Here is a 16,089-nt window from a genome sequence, read left to right as displayed (position 1 = left end):
TCCTCCTTTCTTCAAAAAAATTAGCCGAACACTTGAGAAAAGCTTGTCGCCTTTTTCTTGTGTTCGACTCTTGAATTTACAATTTCTAAAAAGAAGTGAATCGGCATGTTAGCCACTTTTTCAGGGTCCATGCCCTCATCGATTAATTGCTTCGCAACTTTCATATAGTTGTTGTATCTACCTTCAGGTGTCAAATCTTCAGGATTTATTTCTTCTTCTCGTTCACGAACTTTTTTGTGTCGTCCACATCTCCTGCGATAAGCTTTTCTAACACTGTTACTAAAGTATTCAGTCCTTCTGGCCCCGCTGGAATACCTTTTTGTAATTCTTCAGATGTAAATTGGTTATCGAATCCTTCAGCAACAAATGTCGTCACCTCATCTAGAACATCAAATTGCTGAGCGACTTGTTCTTGGTATTCTTCAATCTTAGCTTGGTACTCTTTTTGTTCTGTTTCACTTAAATTCTCGAATTCTTCTTGTGATAATTCTTCAAAGTCTGGTTGTTTGAATGATTTAGTTAAACGTGTTGATAACTTTGAACCTTGAATTGTGTCAAAAAGTGACATCATCGGCTTCGCTAAATATTTTTTCTTCTGAGGTTTCCCTGCTTTTGTGTATCCTGTAATTAGTTCAATTGAAGTTCTTGCCATTTTAAATTCCTACTTTCATTTTTTTATTTTTGCGCAAAAATAAAAGAGGGGTTGGTTGCCCCTCTTAAATTACATTTCTAAATTACTTATTACTTCTACATTAATTGTATCTGATTGGTCACCAGACGTAGCAGTTACAACGCCATGTCCAACTCGATCTGCATTCACTAAACCTTCAGGACTCACGCTAATATATTCTTCGCCTTCAGTAACTTTATATGTTACGGGTTGTCCTAGTGGCTCAGTTGTAGCTGATAACTGTTCCGTTTCACCTTGTTTAATTGTTGTTGACTCTTTAGAAAGAGATACACTTATTACCTCTTTCTTACTCGTCTTTCCCGGCATCGCTTTTTCATCCTCTTCCATCTCGAATTCTTGGTCAATGTCTTCAATGAACTCTTCGTACGTTTTACCAAATGTCTCAGTAAATACATAGTCACGACCTTTAGTAGAACCTTTATCGTCATATCCTGTCACATGTGAAGACTCATCATATAAACGATCTACGAAAGAACCTTCTACTTCATCATTTTGGAATTCAACTTTATCTTGTTTCGTTTGTCCTGATAAGTTCGGACGCGTGAATTTACCTTTGAATAAGCCTACCCATTCAGATGAGCCGTCATGGTTAGTACGCTCAAATACAACTGCCACATCTGGTGGAATGTCGTTCGCACCGTATTTAAATCCATTTTCGCCTTTTTTAGCGCCTGCTAAGAATGCTTTTTGTTCTGCAGGAATTGATACGAATGTTGTTTTAACTGATAATTTACCATTAGACACAGCAGTAGCAGCGACCATGTTATCTCCGTATTCTTCTTCTACTTCTTGTGGACGGTCAACTTCGATTTCTTTTAAGAAACGTGTACGATGACCACCTTCTACGTCAAACTTCTTATCTGTATCTGTTTTAATTGGCGCCCAATAAAAGTTAGTTACACCAATGGCAATACCTGAAACACCTTTTTGTTCAGCGAAATGTTGTAAATTTAGTTTTAATTTTTCCATTATTAATCCTCCTAATTTAAAAGAGAGCCAGATACACGTATGATTTCTCTAAATGTTAGAGTCTCAATTTCATACATAGGCTCTCGATAATATGATTTAAAATTTAATTGCTTTAGATTCTCCACAATTGCTTCTGCTTGCGCATGCGGTTCATCTGTTGACCACCAAATATCAATTTGGAAGTCATATTCTCTCGTAAATTCCTCATTATCCGCATATTCATCAGGATTATACGGCAACGGGGTAATCCTTACGATGGGTTGATTCGTAGATTCATGGAAATTTTCAGGAACCACGTATTTAAAAATATTATCTTCAACCGTGATACGTTTGTCGGCGATGAGCTTCTTGTAAACCACATCTGTTACATTCATTTCATCACCCTTTTCATAGCAGTCAACATAGCTTTGTACACTAACTTACTGCCGTTTTTCTCTGTCTTTGTAATCCACATCTGTGGACGCTGATACATAGTTCCAAATTCAGTTGCATGTATACGGTGCGAATAACCTTTTGTATATCCAATAAGCACGTACTTTTCACTTGAATCACGGTCAGTTCGAATGTTCGACACGGCGATATTATCCTTTGCATGTCGCTTGTTTTCACTGACTGGCGTGTTACGTTTAAGCAAAGGTGTAAGTGCCATTGCACCGGCTTTTAATACACGATTCTGCGACGCCTTAAACTCTAATTGCTTTCTAACCAAACCTTGTTCTATATCGTTTTTTTCAATCTTTGCACCCATTAGAAAACCACCTCGCAATAAACACGCACATAGGATTTATCTTGATAATCCTTTTTGACGTACTTAATTTGATACCTTTCGCCATCATGGATTACATAATGTTTATTGTTTGGTTTATAATCTCCTCGTGGATCACGTATGATTATTGTTTTAATAAATTGTGAACTTGTGGTTAAGCTTGTCTGCATATCTGATTCTCTTGCGTCTTGAATACATGCGTAGCAACTGTATAACTCCTCTGTAATCGGCTTTTGTGGTAGACCATTGATTGATTTACTAGTGTCATGGCAAAAAGTGACACGTTCGTTTAATCTATTCGAATTGAATTTCATACGCTGATCGTAACTTATGCACGACACTTAATACCATGTGAGGTGCATAACTTAAATTCCTTTCATTAAATGCTAAACGATTTTCAAAGTAATAAGCAGTGAGTGGGTATACTGCAGTTTTAAATAATCTTTGCTTCTCTAACCAAGCCATATCATCAGTCACCGCACTCGCTATATCCTCTTTTGCCCATTCGTAATACATTTCTAGTAAATCATCTTCTGAATTATGGTCTATCTTGCAATGTTTTTTTAATAGCTGTAAGTCACTCACTGCTATCACCTACTTAACATCGATACGTTCTAAGATGCCGTTTTGTGGTGTCCCTTTTTTATTAACCTCATTAGCACGTTTTACCGTCATATCAACTTCGTCGCCAACCTTTAACACCTTTTGTAATTCTTTATCAATATAAGCCGTTTTCACTTTATATTTCGCCATTTTCAATCACTCCTATAGTGTTTCCATATGGTCTGATTCTTCTTCTGGCAGTTGGCTATCATCATATTCAATGACAATAGCTGATTTATAATCTAAAATACGGCAATCTTGACGTACTGCAACCATTAAGCACTCACCAAAGTGCATGTAATCAGTCCATGACGCTTGGTATTGAGAGCGGTCAAATAACACAATAGCGTCTTTTAAGTTACCGATAATCATCGTATTTTTGCCTTTTTCACCGAGCATTTCATCAGGCAAGATTTCCACTTTAGCGCCTAATAAACGTTGTTGCGTTTTCTCTTTAACGTCAGGTTGGATTAAGTAGTTACCTAGCTTATCTTTCATTTTGTCTAATTTCGCAAACATCGTTTGAGACACAATAGCTACATTATGCTCGTAGTTAGGTTTCACATTTAAATTCACAGCGTCTTTAATATCGTCTAATGATTTTGCTTTTTTAGTTTCAAGTTTAGCGCCTTCTTTTTCAAAACCGCTATCTTTAGAACCCGTTGAACCTTTAGTAATTACATCAATAATCGCTTTATTACGTGTAGCCGCAATTGTACGTGCCATCCATAATTTTAATTCTTGCAGTACATTAACTTTTGCATCTTCGATTGATTCACGAGAAACACGGAAGTAACCACGGTGTGTGTGTCGATGTCGTATGCTAATTGGAAGAATGGCTTAACCGCTAATTCAGAGTTTTCTTCTAATTCTTCTACCTTTTCAAGTGCTGCAACTTCTGATTGACGTACAACAGGGTATTTACCAGAACCATTAGTAACACGTTTAACAGTTACATATTTATCAAGATTAAACTCTACTTCTTTTAATTTAAGAATGACAGTTACGATTTCTTCCGGAATAACTACAAAACCTGAATCCGTTTTTAAAGAACCACCCTTAATATCTTCGCGTGTTTCAAGATAATTAGTAAAATCTCTAACTTCTTGTGAAGTTACTTTAGTATCTTGAATTGAAATACCTAAATCATTTAAGTTAGGCGCTTGACGGTATGAACGTTCTTGTTCAACCACTACAGGTTGTGGATTTGCATTTTCTACTTCGTCGTCTTTATCTTTTAATTTCTTTAGCTCTGCTTCTTTCTCTTGAATTTTAGAGCGCAAGTCTGCGATTTCCTTTTCTAAAGTCTCTGCTTTCTCTAATTCGTCATTGTCTAATGCACGTGTAGCATATTTGATTTTTAAGTCAATACTACGTGTTAAATCCAAAATTTCAGAATGTAAAATATTTTTTCTATTCATTTAAATTCCTCCTAAATTCTTACATAAAAAATAGACGTCGCTTTTAAGCACGTCCTATGGTTGCATTTGTTAACGGTGTCCAACTTCACCAAGCTTATTTCTAATAAAATGTTTTTTTAGTTTTAACTCTAACACCTTTTTGCGTTCTTCAGTTTCAATGTTTTCAATGCTGCGTAATGCCGGTTTAACATCCGTGTCTTTATACGCGGGATATGTTACCACAGATACATCTGTGAGTTCTCTAATGGATTTTAAAGTTCTTTTGTAGATATTTTCTTGTTGGTCAAAACGCATTTCATCACCTTGTTCATCGAGCATAAATCCGAATGAACATTGATTGATGTTACCTACACGCATATTCTCATATAAGTCACGTGCAAATGTTGTATTCGGTAATTTACAACGGTATTTAAGGCCAACATCATCAGTTTCAAGTTCTAAAGTACCTGACTTTGTTCGACCTATAATTTGTGAAGGTACATGATCTACTAAACAACGCACATCAGATAAATCAGTGTTTTCTAAAGCGCTGCGTGAAATCGTTTCTTTGAAGCCACCTAAATTTTCTGACCACGTGTCAAATTTTAAAGCGTAACCTTCAATGACCATTTCGTTATCATCATTCGAACGTACTTCTGTAATATTTCCGATTCTCATTTCCTTGCCCATTTTCCTCGCCACCTTTCAATTTTTTGTCAGTACCACGTGATTTATTCATTTGATACTCATCAACAAGTGCTATATTTACGTGGTTAAGGTCAACACGATGTATACTACCGTAGCCACCTGGTATAGGCGGTAATCCATCACGTTTACGGACTTCATCAATGTTTGTTTTACCTGAATCAATATTAATTTTATCGATTTCAGCTTGTGTTTTTTCATCAACCACACGTATTTCAGTCGTATCAAATTTGAATTCACAAACATTATCTGTATATTCATCATTAAATTTGAAATTCAACTCTGCACACACACACGTAATGTATGGTTTTAACGTTGAAAGATAGTCAAGATTAGCGTCAGTAATGCTCATATTCGTTGTTTCAATACCGAATTTATGCAATGGTATGACAAACACACCTGCAATCTCACGTGTGGACGATTTATTCTCACGAATCAGCTTTAACACTTCTGTATCAACTTCTAATTGGTCGAATGTCATCGATTCATCAAGTACAACCACTTTACCGGCTTGTTTAGTGCCACTAAACGCTTTGTGGAATTCCTCTCTCGCACGGTTTCTTGCTTTTTTATCGTTTAAGACGCCTTTCATCTTAAGTATTCCGCCTGCATGCGTGCCATTACGCAAGAAGTTGTTTAAAAAGTCCTTACCATTGTTATCCGAATCAATCGTTTTACTTAAAGTATCTAACAAAGATAACCCATGAATCCCGTCTAACGAGTAGAATTTAATGTCTAACATATCTTCGTATTTAATATTTCGACTAATAAATTGACCATTATCATCGGTGCGTTCATGTAAATAGTACGGACGTCCCGTTCGGTCAGATTTTAATTCAACTTCTGAAGTCTTTCTAAAAGTTAAACTAATAGGGTTACCTAACTTATCACGTGTGATTTCAACGTAACCATGAGAAGTCAATAAAGCATTGGCAAATACAACCAATTTAAAAATATAGCCGTTATACAGTGAATTTGGTCTTGTATTTAGTAGATTGACAATCTTGTTGCTATAATCAATCTGACCGTTCACATTTAATCTAATCGGCATACGTGCTAAATCGGATGCAATCATCATAACTGCTGTAAAAATGTCACTGTGCTTAATGGCATCTATAGGCGTATACTGCCTTAAATTAGTACCCTGAAAACCAGGTAACGTCTGAACCATCATTTGTAGATCATCTTCGTTATACTGTAAATCTCTATTTTCGTTTCTTAAGAAGATACCCACTTAATCACCTCCTCTCGCGTGATTCGTTGTCAATGATTAACGCAATAACCACTAGGAAAACGCCTGTAATAACCAAACCATATACAGCGCCAAACCCTAAATATATTGCAGTGTTTATAATAATTAAACCTAATAAAAAAAGGATGCTGACAATATTAACAATCATTAATTTTAAAGGTATTAAAAGTTTGCTCAATTTCATCATGGCACCTCCTTTAAAAGCCGAATTCTTCATTTTCATATATTGATGACCAATCAACCTCGAATTCATGCATACTTGCTTCACTAAAAGCAGTTATAACAGAGATGATAGGGTCAATCTTTTGTCGATTCATCTTTTTGTTAATCTTAACATTGTCCTCACCGTCATAAATCAAGACGGCATTATTGACTGCAATAGTTAATAGGTTATTACCGAAATGTTTAATAGTCTTTTCAGCAACCCACATTCTAAATTGCTTAATGGGTTGTGAGAGGCTTCTGAAACTTTGACCGACTTCAATAAGCGGCCAATCAACCACCATAGATTCTAATGTTGTCACAAATGATTGTGCATTCCATGGATCATAACACAATGCTTTAACGTTTAACCGATACTCTTCCACAATGTCGAAGATGTATTCAATGACGCGCTTGTAATCAATCATACCACTCTCGGATGTTGTCACTTCTGCTTCACTTGTGTTGATTAACTTTTCGTAATTAATTTTGTCACGTTTCGACTTTTGTTCGAGTGTAGTTCTTAAACCTATAAATGAATGGCTATCAATTAACATATCTCCGTCATCTGTCGGGAATATAAAACCTACTGATGTTAAGTCATCAAGTCGTGATAAATCGACGCCGATATACACGTCTTTTCCGTACAAATTATAGTTATCTCGATTTACTTCGATTGCTTCCCATTCGTTAATATTGATTAAGCTATCCTCTTTGTTAGCCTGCCAAAGATTAAAGTTTTTAATCAAAATTTTATGAAATGACGTTCCTTTTTCTAATTCATCTTGAATATCCGACTTAATATTACGTAGTATCGTGTCTCTGTGTTCATCCGACTCTAAAAGCGGCATTGCCTTAATCCATTTACTCTCATCATTCACTTCTTCTTCGGAATCCATTTCAGCACAATAAACAAAATAATTATCTGCTTTAACTTCACCTGATAATATTTTTGTAATGTATTTATATTCTTGATACATTTGACTGTTCAAGTTGTCGCCTGCAGTAGAAATCAAGAGTGTAAGCGGGTTCTTCTGTAATGTCATACCTGTTTTAAATCTTGAGTACATTTCGTCGTCTGGCATACTTGCCAATTCGTCCAATATAGCCACAGTTGGATCTTTACCATCTACAGCATCAGGATTGTTAGAAAGTGGCTCAAAAACACTAGTTGAATCAATATGCGCTAAATCTGTCTTGCGTACATCTGTTGACTTACGAATAAAGTCACTTTTTGAACGTAACAACTTGATTTGTTGGCTAGCCATTTTGAATATTGTTTGTGCCTGTTTATAAGTTGAAGATGAAACATATATTTGACGGTTGAATTTAGGATATTGACCGAACAGTAATTCATTTAATGACATACCTGCTACAATTAATGACTGTCCCTGTTTTCTTGCCATACTAATGTATCCTTTTGTATATCGTCTAAAGCCGCCTTCACGACGCCAACCGTAAATACTCCCTACAATAAATTTCTGAAAGAGCATTAGAGGCATAGGCTGATTGGTTTTAGGGTCAGGTAACATCTCGATGAATTTGATAGCCTTGTTAGCTTTTTTAGCATCCCAATAACAACCTTCAGGTGGATGTTTTAAATCATTTAAATGGCGTTCAGCCACTGCGTAGTTCTTTTCACTAACTAGTATATCGCCACTTAAAACCTTTTCTGCGTAAAGTGTTGCATAATCAACCATTAGTCGTCACTCACAAATTCTTTAAACGGATCATCAACTTCTTTTTCTTCAGGAACAACAATGCGTAATCTACTATCGATTGTTAATCCTAGCGTGTTAGCTACTTGTTGCATTCGCGTACCTGCTTTCTCTTTAGCAGTAAAAGCCGGGTTCACTTTCGGCTCTCCATTCGTTCCTTCGATTAATACCCCGCCAGTCTCTTCAAGATGCAAGCTCGCTCTAACAAAGTCACTGTAAAAACTGCAATATTGCGAGAGTTGCGCTTTATCCAAGTTTGATATGGGTAATTCTTGCATATACGGCAATATTCTTAGGTATTCTTCCTTGGCAATGTCATCTAAAAAGTCGGGTGGTTGTGAATCTATTTTTGAAAATTTGTTTAATTGTGCTTCTTGGCGTTTTTTTTCAATTATTTCTTCCTTTGTATAATTTTTCTTTGTATTATTCAGAAGTTTTCGAGGTCTACCTGCCATTTTTAGCACCTCCATTATATTTTAGTACCTAGTATTAAAAATTAAGGGAAATCTTTGAGAAGAAGAGTGGGCCTCGTTCTTCGGCACTCTCCTCACCGCCCCCGTTCTTTGATGTGGGGGACTTCCTTTTGTTCTCGTTTCGTTTTTCTGTTGTGGCATTCGTAACACAATGGCTGTAAGTTTTCTTTTTCCAACCGTTTTGACCAATCAGCTTTTGTTGGGATAATATGGTCAACCATTTGTGCTTGTCGTCCACAAGATTTACAAATATAATCATTCTCCATCAATACAATTTCACGCATCTTCTGCCACTGCTTAGACTTATAAAAGCGTAAGTATTCAGGATCATTGTTACGTAACATCTTATTAGTAAGTAAGCGAGTAGCCATAACTTCTGTTGTGCGTGTTGGCTCTCCTTTTTGCATTGGTCCGTATATAATATTAGAGTCTGCTTCTTTATATGGATTTAATATTTCCATCCTCAACCTATTAATTTCTTTCTTATTATCTTGATGGTTATATATTTCGGACTCAATATATTTAAAAGTCCCAGGTTTTATATCTACACTCATCTAATTCCTCCACTTACTTATCTTTTCTCAACACTTCTATAATTCTATTCTTCAACTCCAACTCTTCATTCAACTCTCTGTTCGCCATATAAAGCACAAGAGAGAGGAGAGCGAAGAGAATGGTTAGTGCTATCCACATTTATACATTACTCCAATCTATAATAAGTCTTTCCTCCGGATGTCTTCTAATATTTACACCTCCATATCCTTCTTCAAAATAAATATAGGCTTTAACCCCTTGTTTTTTATAGTGGTGTATAACCGCTTGAATAGTGTCATTATTAATTCTTCCTGTATCGCTAGAAATAACAGTGAGATGTAAAGCAAAAACATTTAAAGACACTCTGTATATACCATTATCAATCGCCTGCTTAATTTCCTCGTCAATATGTTTAATGCAGTAATGATAACCCTTTATGAGAAGTTCTCTTTCATTTTCTTTTGTTTTATCAAAGTCTAATTTTTTGTTCTCTTCGTTTACCTTTTCGCCCATATCAATCACTCACGTTCCTTTCCTGGCGGCATTCTTGTACCTTTATCTTTCTTTGGTGGCGTCGGTTCTTTCTCTGGTTTAGGTGAAATTCTATGACTCTCCGGTCTATTCACATGGTTACTATCTATCTTATAGACGGTGTAACAAATAATCGCAACTATCAATATAATAGTAAATAATATATCTTCCATTTAATCACTCACCTCTGCTTTTAAATCATTAAGATGTATGTGATCGTTTATATCGAAGTCTGCAGGTGCTTCCACATCATCGTTCTGTGTACGGTAAATGATAAGTTGTTCAGTGATGTATTTAGCTGCTTCGTATAGTGTAAGCGTTAAGATTATTTTGAGTATCGGTTTAATCATTGTCTTCCTCCTAAAAGCAAGGCGGAAGAACCGCCTTACACATATCCTTTGTCTTTATCTGCTTTACCGTCTTGTCTATCGTGATTACGTTGCATTTTCTTTTTGTATGCTTCAACGAGTTGGTTGATTGAATAGTAATTTTTTGCGTAGCCAAATGGTGAAGTAACTGCATCTAACACAGATTCATCACTATCACTCAAAATCATAAGGGGGAGTAACTTAACAATAGTCAGCGTGTTATCTTTTTTAGACAAATCGAATTTACCACCCTTTTCTCTTTTTTGAATCCAAGAATATAAATTGTCTACTAATTCTTCTTTTTCATCTTCGTTACAAGATTGATTCGCTATACTCAATCCAAATGCCAATAAGTCAGCCAACTCATCTAACTGTACATCTAATGGTTTGCCTGGTTGCTTTTTCCAATTTTTAAAAGTTTCTAGAGTATTAAACCATTCAAAGAATTCTACAATGTAAGCTACTTTGCTATCTTCTAGGTTTAAAGTTGGTATTCTGTCATCAAATTCCTTTTGAATCTGCAATAATTCTTTTAATTGATCCACTGTAATTGTGTTAGTCATTGTTTTTATCCTCCACTTTCGATATTTCATATCTTATTTCACTCAACACTTCGCTATCTGGTTCGCCTTCTGCTTGTTGGTCATCAATCATTTCTTTAATACGGTCAAACGCCTTTGCCTTTTCCAGCACCTCTACATGCTCTCGATAAATATCTTGATGTGTTTGCATGTGAGGGTATTTTTCTGCCAATGCTTTAGCACCTTCCACTTGTTTTTCCATGTATTTGTATTTCATCATTCACTGCCCCTCTCTAGTAATTTAGGGTTTTCATAAACGTTTCCAACAACTTCCCCGATTTTTGATATGCGATAAATATCTTCGTAATATTCGTTGTTATCTTCAATTAATCTGAATCTTGCTTGTTCCTTTTCATATGTGATAAAACCATATATTGTAGCTTGCCATCCATGACCATGATGTCCTAACCATTTAAGAATATCGCCCTCATAGATTTCTTTTCCGTTTTTGTCTTTCAGACCAGTCGACATCATCACAATTCTATTAATGGTGCCATCTTTTTCGATTAAATCCAGGTCTTCAATATGGTCGAACCAAATAGTGAATCCCATATCAAAGTCTTGTTGTTCACCATAACTCATGCCTTTCTGATAATCAGTTCTATGTCTTTCTCTATCAAACTCTCTGAATTTAGGTATCATTCCAATTCCTCCTTTACTTTGCTACGATCTGCATTTGCGTTTTAATCTCATCACGATAAGGTGAAAGTATCTCAAACCATTCATATGCTGTTTCTCTGCTACCGCATGACATACAGAAAGGTAATTCGAAGCAATGCCATTGTTCTGGTTCTAAGTCCTCTGACTGTGCAGACGGTTGGTATCTCGCTTCCATACGTTCTACAACTTCTTCTGGCAAGGTAATTCCTAATTTATCTAAAACTTCTTCGATTTTGAGGTTGCCTAATCTGACTGCCATCCCATTTCCTCCTGTTATTCAAATAATCCTCTCTAGCAACGATTGCAGTGATGCGTGAAGGGCTTGCATCAATCACAAACCCCTTTACACCTCTGCTTTGTAACTCTTGCTCTAGTTGCGTTAAACTACGTCCTCGTGTGCCAGCCATTACAAAATTCCTTCATCATTGAATTTATGATTTAGTGATTGTCCTTGCTCTAATTTTTCAACAATTCTCTTGATACACAGCTTTGCATGCTGCTCACGCATGTTGTCCACATATAACTCTCCTGTACATGTATTCAATTGAGCGTTTGCGTATTTAAGCGCCTCTTTTAAGGTCATTTAAAGCCCCTCCTTGAGACGTTGTGCATAATCTATGATTTTATCCAGCTCTTTATCTAATGCGTCTTTACGACCTAGTCTTGTGGCGTATTTGATGATGTTAAACTTCATTGATGCAATCCACTCATCTTTAGTAAATTGTTGACGTGTAAATTCAATTACATCTGTTTGACCAGAATAATGTTCAGGAATGTTTTTTGCAATCTTCTGAATGTTCAGCTTTCTTGAAAGATATTGGAAGTTTGTCGAAGTAGTCTCTATCAGTTAATTCAATTTCATTAACTTCCCCATCCAACAATACACTTGCAGTTTCTTGAGTAAAATTTTTGTAACTGAATGCAGTAACACTGCCACACTTGCCCTCTTCTCCATCATCACTCCAAATAATAATACGATCGTTCAAATTCAAATCCCTAACTTTCATTTAACGCACCGCCTTTACAATTAAGTCATTTTCACATAAGTGCAAGTACCAAAGACCAGCTTCTACACTCTGCGGTGTACCGTCGTATAACCAAGGACGCTCTGCTCTTTTGCGTGCTTCCGCTTGTTCTTTTTGACGTTCTTTGAGCAAACGGTCCTTATAAACCAAATTTCGCAAAGCATCTTTTTCATGTTCCACAATATAAAACTCTGTTTCCAGCGGTAGAATATCGTCCATAATGTGTCCGTCATTTAAATATTTAATAATTGTTTGCGGAGGCACTTTAGACCTTTTCAAATCTTCAGCTACGATATAAAAAGTGAGTCCTTTATGTTTAATCTTTCGGCATATTTTCCCTTTGTACATCACGTGTTTGAAATTGTATTTAAGCGCATCTTCTATATCCCAACCTTTATCAAATCTTTCTTGCAAATCTTTAGAAGATACTTTTAAATTTTGAGATGCATATAAGATTTTTTGAGTTCCAATCTCAATCGTTTCACCTTTATAAATAAATTTTCCCATTACTCTAACCTCCTACAATAACCGCTCTACATCTGTGACTTCTAAGTCATCCATGTAGGCTTCTGGTTCTTCATAAATTTTATTGATCAAACTATCTTCCATAGCTTGTAAATCAGTGTGTTTGTGAAATGTATCTTTGACTTTAGCTGTAAACGTCACTGTGCATTTGAATTGCATTTCTACATCGTCATTGTCGATATTCAATTAATATCACCTTCTATAATTTTGATTGCATCGTCCACACTGCGGGCTACTCCATAAAGTATCGGCATGTTCTCTGCAAACTTTTTAAATTTGATCTGTTCTGATCGTAATCTTCCACTTTCAGTTTTAACTTCGATTACAATAAATTTTCCGTCTGTTTTTCTGAATCCAACTGTATCTGGAAAACCTTTAGGCATAAGCTGCACAATTCGATTGTCTTTTGTAACAATTCTTCCTGCGTTGCTTCTCCACAATCTGTGACCGCGTTGATTAGCAGCTAAAATAATTTCGTTTTGTATTGCTTGTTCTGTTTTTTTCATGATTTCCTCCAAAAACTGAAATCGTGTACCCCAATCGTGTACCCTAAAAATGCCCTCCAAGCCTTACTGGCACTAAGTTTGAACCAAATCGTGAACCCCAGCGTCAGAAAAAGTCTCCTATGGAAATACATACATTTTTATACACGTATATATACTTTTATTACTTTAGGGTTCACTATTTATAAAAAAGAAGTAATAAACGTTGATATAATAGGGTTTTTCGAGTGAAGTAGGGATTCACTTTCTATTCACTTTGAGTTCACTTTGGGGTTCACTGATCTAAAACATTTTTCAAACCATCAAAACGTTCTCTCGTTCTAATTCCGAGATAATGGTATCCATTGTTAAATCTTTTTCTTTTGAATTTCTCCATCATTTTTTTACCGAATTTATTGTTATCCATTTTGTAAACACCGTTTTCATTCGCCCAATCTTTATAAGCACTGTAAAGCATACTTGCTTTGACTCTCGCACCATCTTCTTTAATACATTCATCTTCGATAAACTGTTCGACGACATCCATTTCAGTACGATAGGCTTGGCTTGCTTCTTTTAATTTATCTGGCATTTTTAAGCCTTCCTGCATCCACATGTATGCACCCTCTGTCATCCAGTTAAGGATTGCAGGCGCTTCTCGTAAAAGTTTATACTTTAGATCCTTATCTACTTTTTCTTCAGGTATCTGTACTTCAAAAGGAATCAGTATCAATCTTCGCCAAATCCCGTCATCAGTACCTCTGATTATCGGTTTGTGGTTAGTAGACACCCAAATTTTGAATTTAGGTTGATATTCGAACTCTTCTGCATACAAGAAGCGTGCTGTAACTTTATCTCCGCCTGTAAGCTGCTTGATTAGCCCCTCATCAAATCGAAATCCTTCGTTTGGTTCGGATGATGTGACAAATCGTGCTTTGCTTAAACGGGCAATGTCTGTATTGACGTTGTCGTTCTTTTGTACCATCAAAGATTTGGCTTGCATATTGTTTGAATAATCACCTAATATTTCCGAAATTGTTTCAACAAAAATACTTTTACCGTTACGTCCTTTACCATGCAAGATAAACATTACCTGCTCTCTCGTACTGCCTGTGAGTGAATAATCGAGTGCTTTTTGAATGTAGCGGATAACTTCTTCATTGCCGTCAAAAATGTCATTTAAAAAATCTAGCCATACAGAAGGCTGCATCTTCTCTGAATAGTCTGTATTGGCAATCTGACTGAACATCTTATTTCTATCATGTGGATGTAACTCTCGGCTTGTTAAATCAACATAACCGTTAGCAACATTAAGCAGCATGTCATCTACGTCAAATTGGTCTGGTGTAATCGGCTTTCTGTGCATTAATTCGTTTGTAATATTTTTCTTAGCTTGTGTTCCTCTGGTTTTCTTCAAGAATTTTTGGAACTCTTTCTGCGCATCTTCTTCTCCGGTATCTTCTGAAACAATAATTTTTTCACGTTTCATGCTTTCAATCATTTCATCAATTAGTTTTCTGATTAACCCTCTGTCATCCAGTGTCCACTTCGTGCCGTCGTAAATGTAAAATTTATTGTTGATATAACTGAAACGGTAAAGATTGCCGTATCTGTCTATAAATCTGTCTGCGTTGCCTGTGTCGTCCCAGCTTCTTGGAGGATATTCTTTAGGTTTGTCTTTATAATCTTCAAAGATATGATCAAGTGCATATTTCAATGGTTCTTTTTCTTGTTTAGGCGTGTAGATATTACTGGTTTCATTGATTGCTTTGAATAATGTTTGTTCGCCATAAGTCGAGTTTTTGCGTTTTTCATCCCACTTATCACGATAAAGCCCTGATTGTCTGAAAATACTGTCCATCTGAGAATAATCTTTCGCACACCAGAATGCTAAAATGTTTGCTATTGCAATGTCTGCTTCTGATTGCGACGTGTAATGTCTATCCCAATGACCTTTCATCAAGTCATCGAACAGCCTAGCTTGTTTCGACTTATAAATTTCATTGAGAATATCCATTTCCGACAAATTATGAATCGTTTGTACTGTATTTCTTGTCGGAATCGGAATTGTATTATCCGGTAAATATTTGCTATAAATTTCTTTGAATACTTTCGGATTGACATTGTTGATTTCTGAGTATTTGCTGATTTTGTTTCCTGTCATTGTGAAAAAGCGTCCGCTGTCGTACATTTTGATATTGCCTTTACGTTTGCGGTTGCCAGGTATTTTGCCTTTGATAATGATATGCAGTCCGTTGCCTGATGGACTGACTTCGGTATAGCTTTTGAATGCATCAGTGAATTCTGCCACGATATTGTCTAAACGCTCCCCGTTTTTATACAAGTGAAGATCATCTTCGATATTGTCTAAATCAATGCCCACGTATGGAGGTTCGAAGAAGAACCCCACACCGTCTGCACCTTTACAATTAACTGCTGTTTGATAATCACTCCATGTGGATGAATCGTTAGACTTAGCGAATTCGCCAGTTGCTGCATTAAAAGGTATTTTAGTTTTTTTACCGTTGCGTTCTTGATACTTCCAAACGCACCAGTTTTTCAGCTGTTTTAATTCGCTTGGTATGTTGTCATACATTTAAATCAT

General features: G+C 36.1%; 28 protein-coding genes and 1 pseudogene. All 29 read right to left on the bottom strand.

Features of this window, described 5'->3' with window-relative positions:
* Positions 1–20: 20 nt before the first annotated feature.
* A complete protein-coding gene (gene gpGT / locus MUA90_RS05770) occupies positions 21–164 on the bottom strand; it encodes a phage tail assembly chaperone GT (protein ID WP_165886024.1) in 144 nt (47 codons plus the stop codon).
* A gap of 41 nt (positions 165–205) precedes the next feature.
* On the bottom strand, positions 206–652 hold the full coding sequence (gpG, locus tag MUA90_RS05765; protein ID WP_262588645.1) for a phage tail assembly chaperone G: 447 nt from the start codon (positions 650–652) through the stop codon (positions 206–208).
* Between the two features lie 69 nt (positions 653–721).
* Complete coding sequence (locus MUA90_RS05760; protein ID WP_262588644.1) at positions 722–1,660, bottom strand: major tail protein; 939 nt, start codon at positions 1,658–1,660, stop codon at positions 722–724.
* 11 nt (positions 1,661–1,671) lie between these two features.
* A complete protein-coding gene (locus tag MUA90_RS05755) occupies positions 1,672–2,034 on the bottom strand; it encodes a DUF806 family protein (RefSeq protein WP_262557140.1) in 363 nt (120 codons plus the stop codon).
* Entirely contained in the window at positions 2,031–2,408 is a 378-nt protein-coding gene (locus MUA90_RS05750) for an HK97-gp10 family putative phage morphogenesis protein (protein ID WP_037571988.1), read from the bottom strand. Before MUA90_RS05750 ends, MUA90_RS05755 begins: the two co-directional genes overlap by 4 nt.
* The gene (locus MUA90_RS05745) at positions 2,408–2,740 is read right to left on the bottom strand and encodes a phage head completion protein (protein WP_194749979.1); all 333 of its coding nucleotides are present in this window, start codon (positions 2,738–2,740) and stop codon (positions 2,408–2,410) included. Before MUA90_RS05745 ends, MUA90_RS05750 begins: the two co-directional genes overlap by 1 nt.
* On the bottom strand, positions 2,721–3,011 hold the full coding sequence (locus tag MUA90_RS05740) for a head-tail connector protein (RefSeq protein ID WP_262578084.1): 291 nt from the start codon (positions 3,009–3,011) through the stop codon (positions 2,721–2,723). Before MUA90_RS05740 ends, MUA90_RS05745 begins: the two co-directional genes overlap by 20 nt.
* Positions 3,012–3,020: 9 nt before the next feature.
* Positions 3,021–3,179, bottom strand: a complete 159-nt coding sequence (locus MUA90_RS05735; protein WP_262588643.1) for a hypothetical protein — start codon at positions 3,177–3,179, stop codon at positions 3,021–3,023.
* Between the two features lie 12 nt (positions 3,180–3,191).
* Positions 3,192–4,450, bottom strand: a pseudogene (locus MUA90_RS05730) (phage major capsid protein).
* Positions 4,451–4,519: 69 nt separating this feature from the next.
* Positions 4,520–5,119 (bottom strand): HK97 family phage prohead protease, encoded by a 600-nt coding sequence (locus MUA90_RS05725; protein ID WP_262588642.1) that lies wholly within the window; start codon positions 5,117–5,119, stop codon positions 4,520–4,522.
* The gene (locus MUA90_RS05720) at positions 5,070–6,368 is read right to left on the bottom strand and encodes a phage portal protein (protein ID WP_262588641.1); all 1,299 of its coding nucleotides are present in this window, start codon (positions 6,366–6,368) and stop codon (positions 5,070–5,072) included. The genes MUA90_RS05725 and MUA90_RS05720 overlap by 50 nt, the downstream gene beginning before the upstream one ends.
* A gap of 4 nt (positions 6,369–6,372) precedes the next feature.
* Positions 6,373–6,570, bottom strand: coding sequence for a hypothetical protein (locus MUA90_RS05715; protein WP_262588640.1), 198 nt, complete (start codon positions 6,568–6,570; stop codon positions 6,373–6,375).
* A 13-nt stretch (positions 6,571–6,583) separates the two neighbouring features.
* A complete protein-coding gene (locus MUA90_RS05710) occupies positions 6,584–8,287 on the bottom strand; it encodes a terminase large subunit (protein ID WP_262588639.1) in 1,704 nt (567 codons plus the stop codon).
* Entirely contained in the window at positions 8,287–8,760 is a 474-nt protein-coding gene (locus MUA90_RS05705) for a phage terminase small subunit P27 family (protein WP_262588638.1), read from the bottom strand. Before MUA90_RS05705 ends, MUA90_RS05710 begins: the two co-directional genes overlap by 1 nt.
* Before the next feature lie 92 nt (positions 8,761–8,852).
* Positions 8,853–9,332: an HNH endonuclease gene (locus MUA90_RS05700; protein WP_262588637.1), complete on the bottom strand. Its 480-nt coding sequence runs from the start codon at positions 9,330–9,332 to the stop codon at positions 8,853–8,855.
* Positions 9,333–9,471: 139 nt separating this feature from the next.
* On the bottom strand, positions 9,472–9,834 hold the full coding sequence (locus tag MUA90_RS05695) for a hypothetical protein (protein WP_262586846.1): 363 nt from the start codon (positions 9,832–9,834) through the stop codon (positions 9,472–9,474).
* Complete coding sequence (locus MUA90_RS05690) at positions 9,831–10,016, bottom strand: hypothetical protein (RefSeq protein ID WP_262586848.1); 186 nt, start codon at positions 10,014–10,016, stop codon at positions 9,831–9,833. The genes MUA90_RS05695 and MUA90_RS05690 overlap by 4 nt, the downstream gene beginning before the upstream one ends.
* Complete coding sequence (rinB, locus tag MUA90_RS05685; protein WP_262586849.1) at positions 10,017–10,193, bottom strand: transcriptional activator RinB; 177 nt, start codon at positions 10,191–10,193, stop codon at positions 10,017–10,019.
* 35 nt (positions 10,194–10,228) lie between these two features.
* Positions 10,229–10,774: a dUTPase gene (locus MUA90_RS05680; protein ID WP_262588636.1), complete on the bottom strand. Its 546-nt coding sequence runs from the start codon at positions 10,772–10,774 to the stop codon at positions 10,229–10,231.
* A complete protein-coding gene (locus tag MUA90_RS05675) occupies positions 10,767–11,012 on the bottom strand; it encodes a hypothetical protein (protein ID WP_262588635.1) in 246 nt (81 codons plus the stop codon). Before MUA90_RS05675 ends, MUA90_RS05680 begins: the two co-directional genes overlap by 8 nt.
* On the bottom strand, positions 11,009–11,434 hold the full coding sequence (locus tag MUA90_RS05670) for a YopX family protein (protein ID WP_262588634.1): 426 nt from the start codon (positions 11,432–11,434) through the stop codon (positions 11,009–11,011). Before MUA90_RS05670 ends, MUA90_RS05675 begins: the two co-directional genes overlap by 4 nt.
* Before the next feature lie 13 nt (positions 11,435–11,447).
* Entirely contained in the window at positions 11,448–11,711 is a 264-nt protein-coding gene (locus MUA90_RS05665; protein WP_262588633.1) for a hypothetical protein, read from the bottom strand.
* 147 nt (positions 11,712–11,858) lie between these two features.
* Positions 11,859–12,035 (bottom strand): hypothetical protein, encoded by a 177-nt coding sequence (locus MUA90_RS05660; RefSeq protein WP_262588632.1) that lies wholly within the window; start codon positions 12,033–12,035, stop codon positions 11,859–11,861.
* Complete coding sequence (locus MUA90_RS14065) at positions 12,036–12,194, bottom strand: DUF3310 domain-containing protein (RefSeq protein WP_398577383.1); 159 nt, start codon at positions 12,192–12,194, stop codon at positions 12,036–12,038.
* Between the two features lie 25 nt (positions 12,195–12,219).
* The gene (locus MUA90_RS05655; protein WP_262588631.1) at positions 12,220–12,459 is read right to left on the bottom strand and encodes a hypothetical protein; all 240 of its coding nucleotides are present in this window, start codon (positions 12,457–12,459) and stop codon (positions 12,220–12,222) included.
* A complete protein-coding gene (locus MUA90_RS05650) occupies positions 12,460–12,984 on the bottom strand; it encodes a hypothetical protein (protein WP_262588630.1) in 525 nt (174 codons plus the stop codon).
* A 12-nt stretch (positions 12,985–12,996) separates the two neighbouring features.
* On the bottom strand, positions 12,997–13,188 hold the full coding sequence (locus tag MUA90_RS05645) for a hypothetical protein (protein WP_262588629.1): 192 nt from the start codon (positions 13,186–13,188) through the stop codon (positions 12,997–12,999).
* Positions 13,185–13,508: a VRR-NUC domain-containing protein gene (locus MUA90_RS05640; RefSeq protein WP_262588628.1), complete on the bottom strand. Its 324-nt coding sequence runs from the start codon at positions 13,506–13,508 to the stop codon at positions 13,185–13,187. The genes MUA90_RS05645 and MUA90_RS05640 overlap by 4 nt, the downstream gene beginning before the upstream one ends.
* 271 nt (positions 13,509–13,779) lie before the next feature.
* Complete coding sequence (locus MUA90_RS05635) at positions 13,780–16,080, bottom strand: phage/plasmid primase, P4 family (protein WP_262588627.1); 2,301 nt, start codon at positions 16,078–16,080, stop codon at positions 13,780–13,782.
* Between the last annotated feature and the right edge of the window lie 9 nt (positions 16,081–16,089).

The organism is Staphylococcus sp. IVB6181, from assembly GCF_025561445.1.
GTDB classification, from domain to species: domain Bacteria; phylum Bacillota; class Bacilli; order Staphylococcales; family Staphylococcaceae; genus Staphylococcus; species Staphylococcus simulans_B.
This window is presented reverse-complemented; position numbering and strand designations above follow the sequence as displayed.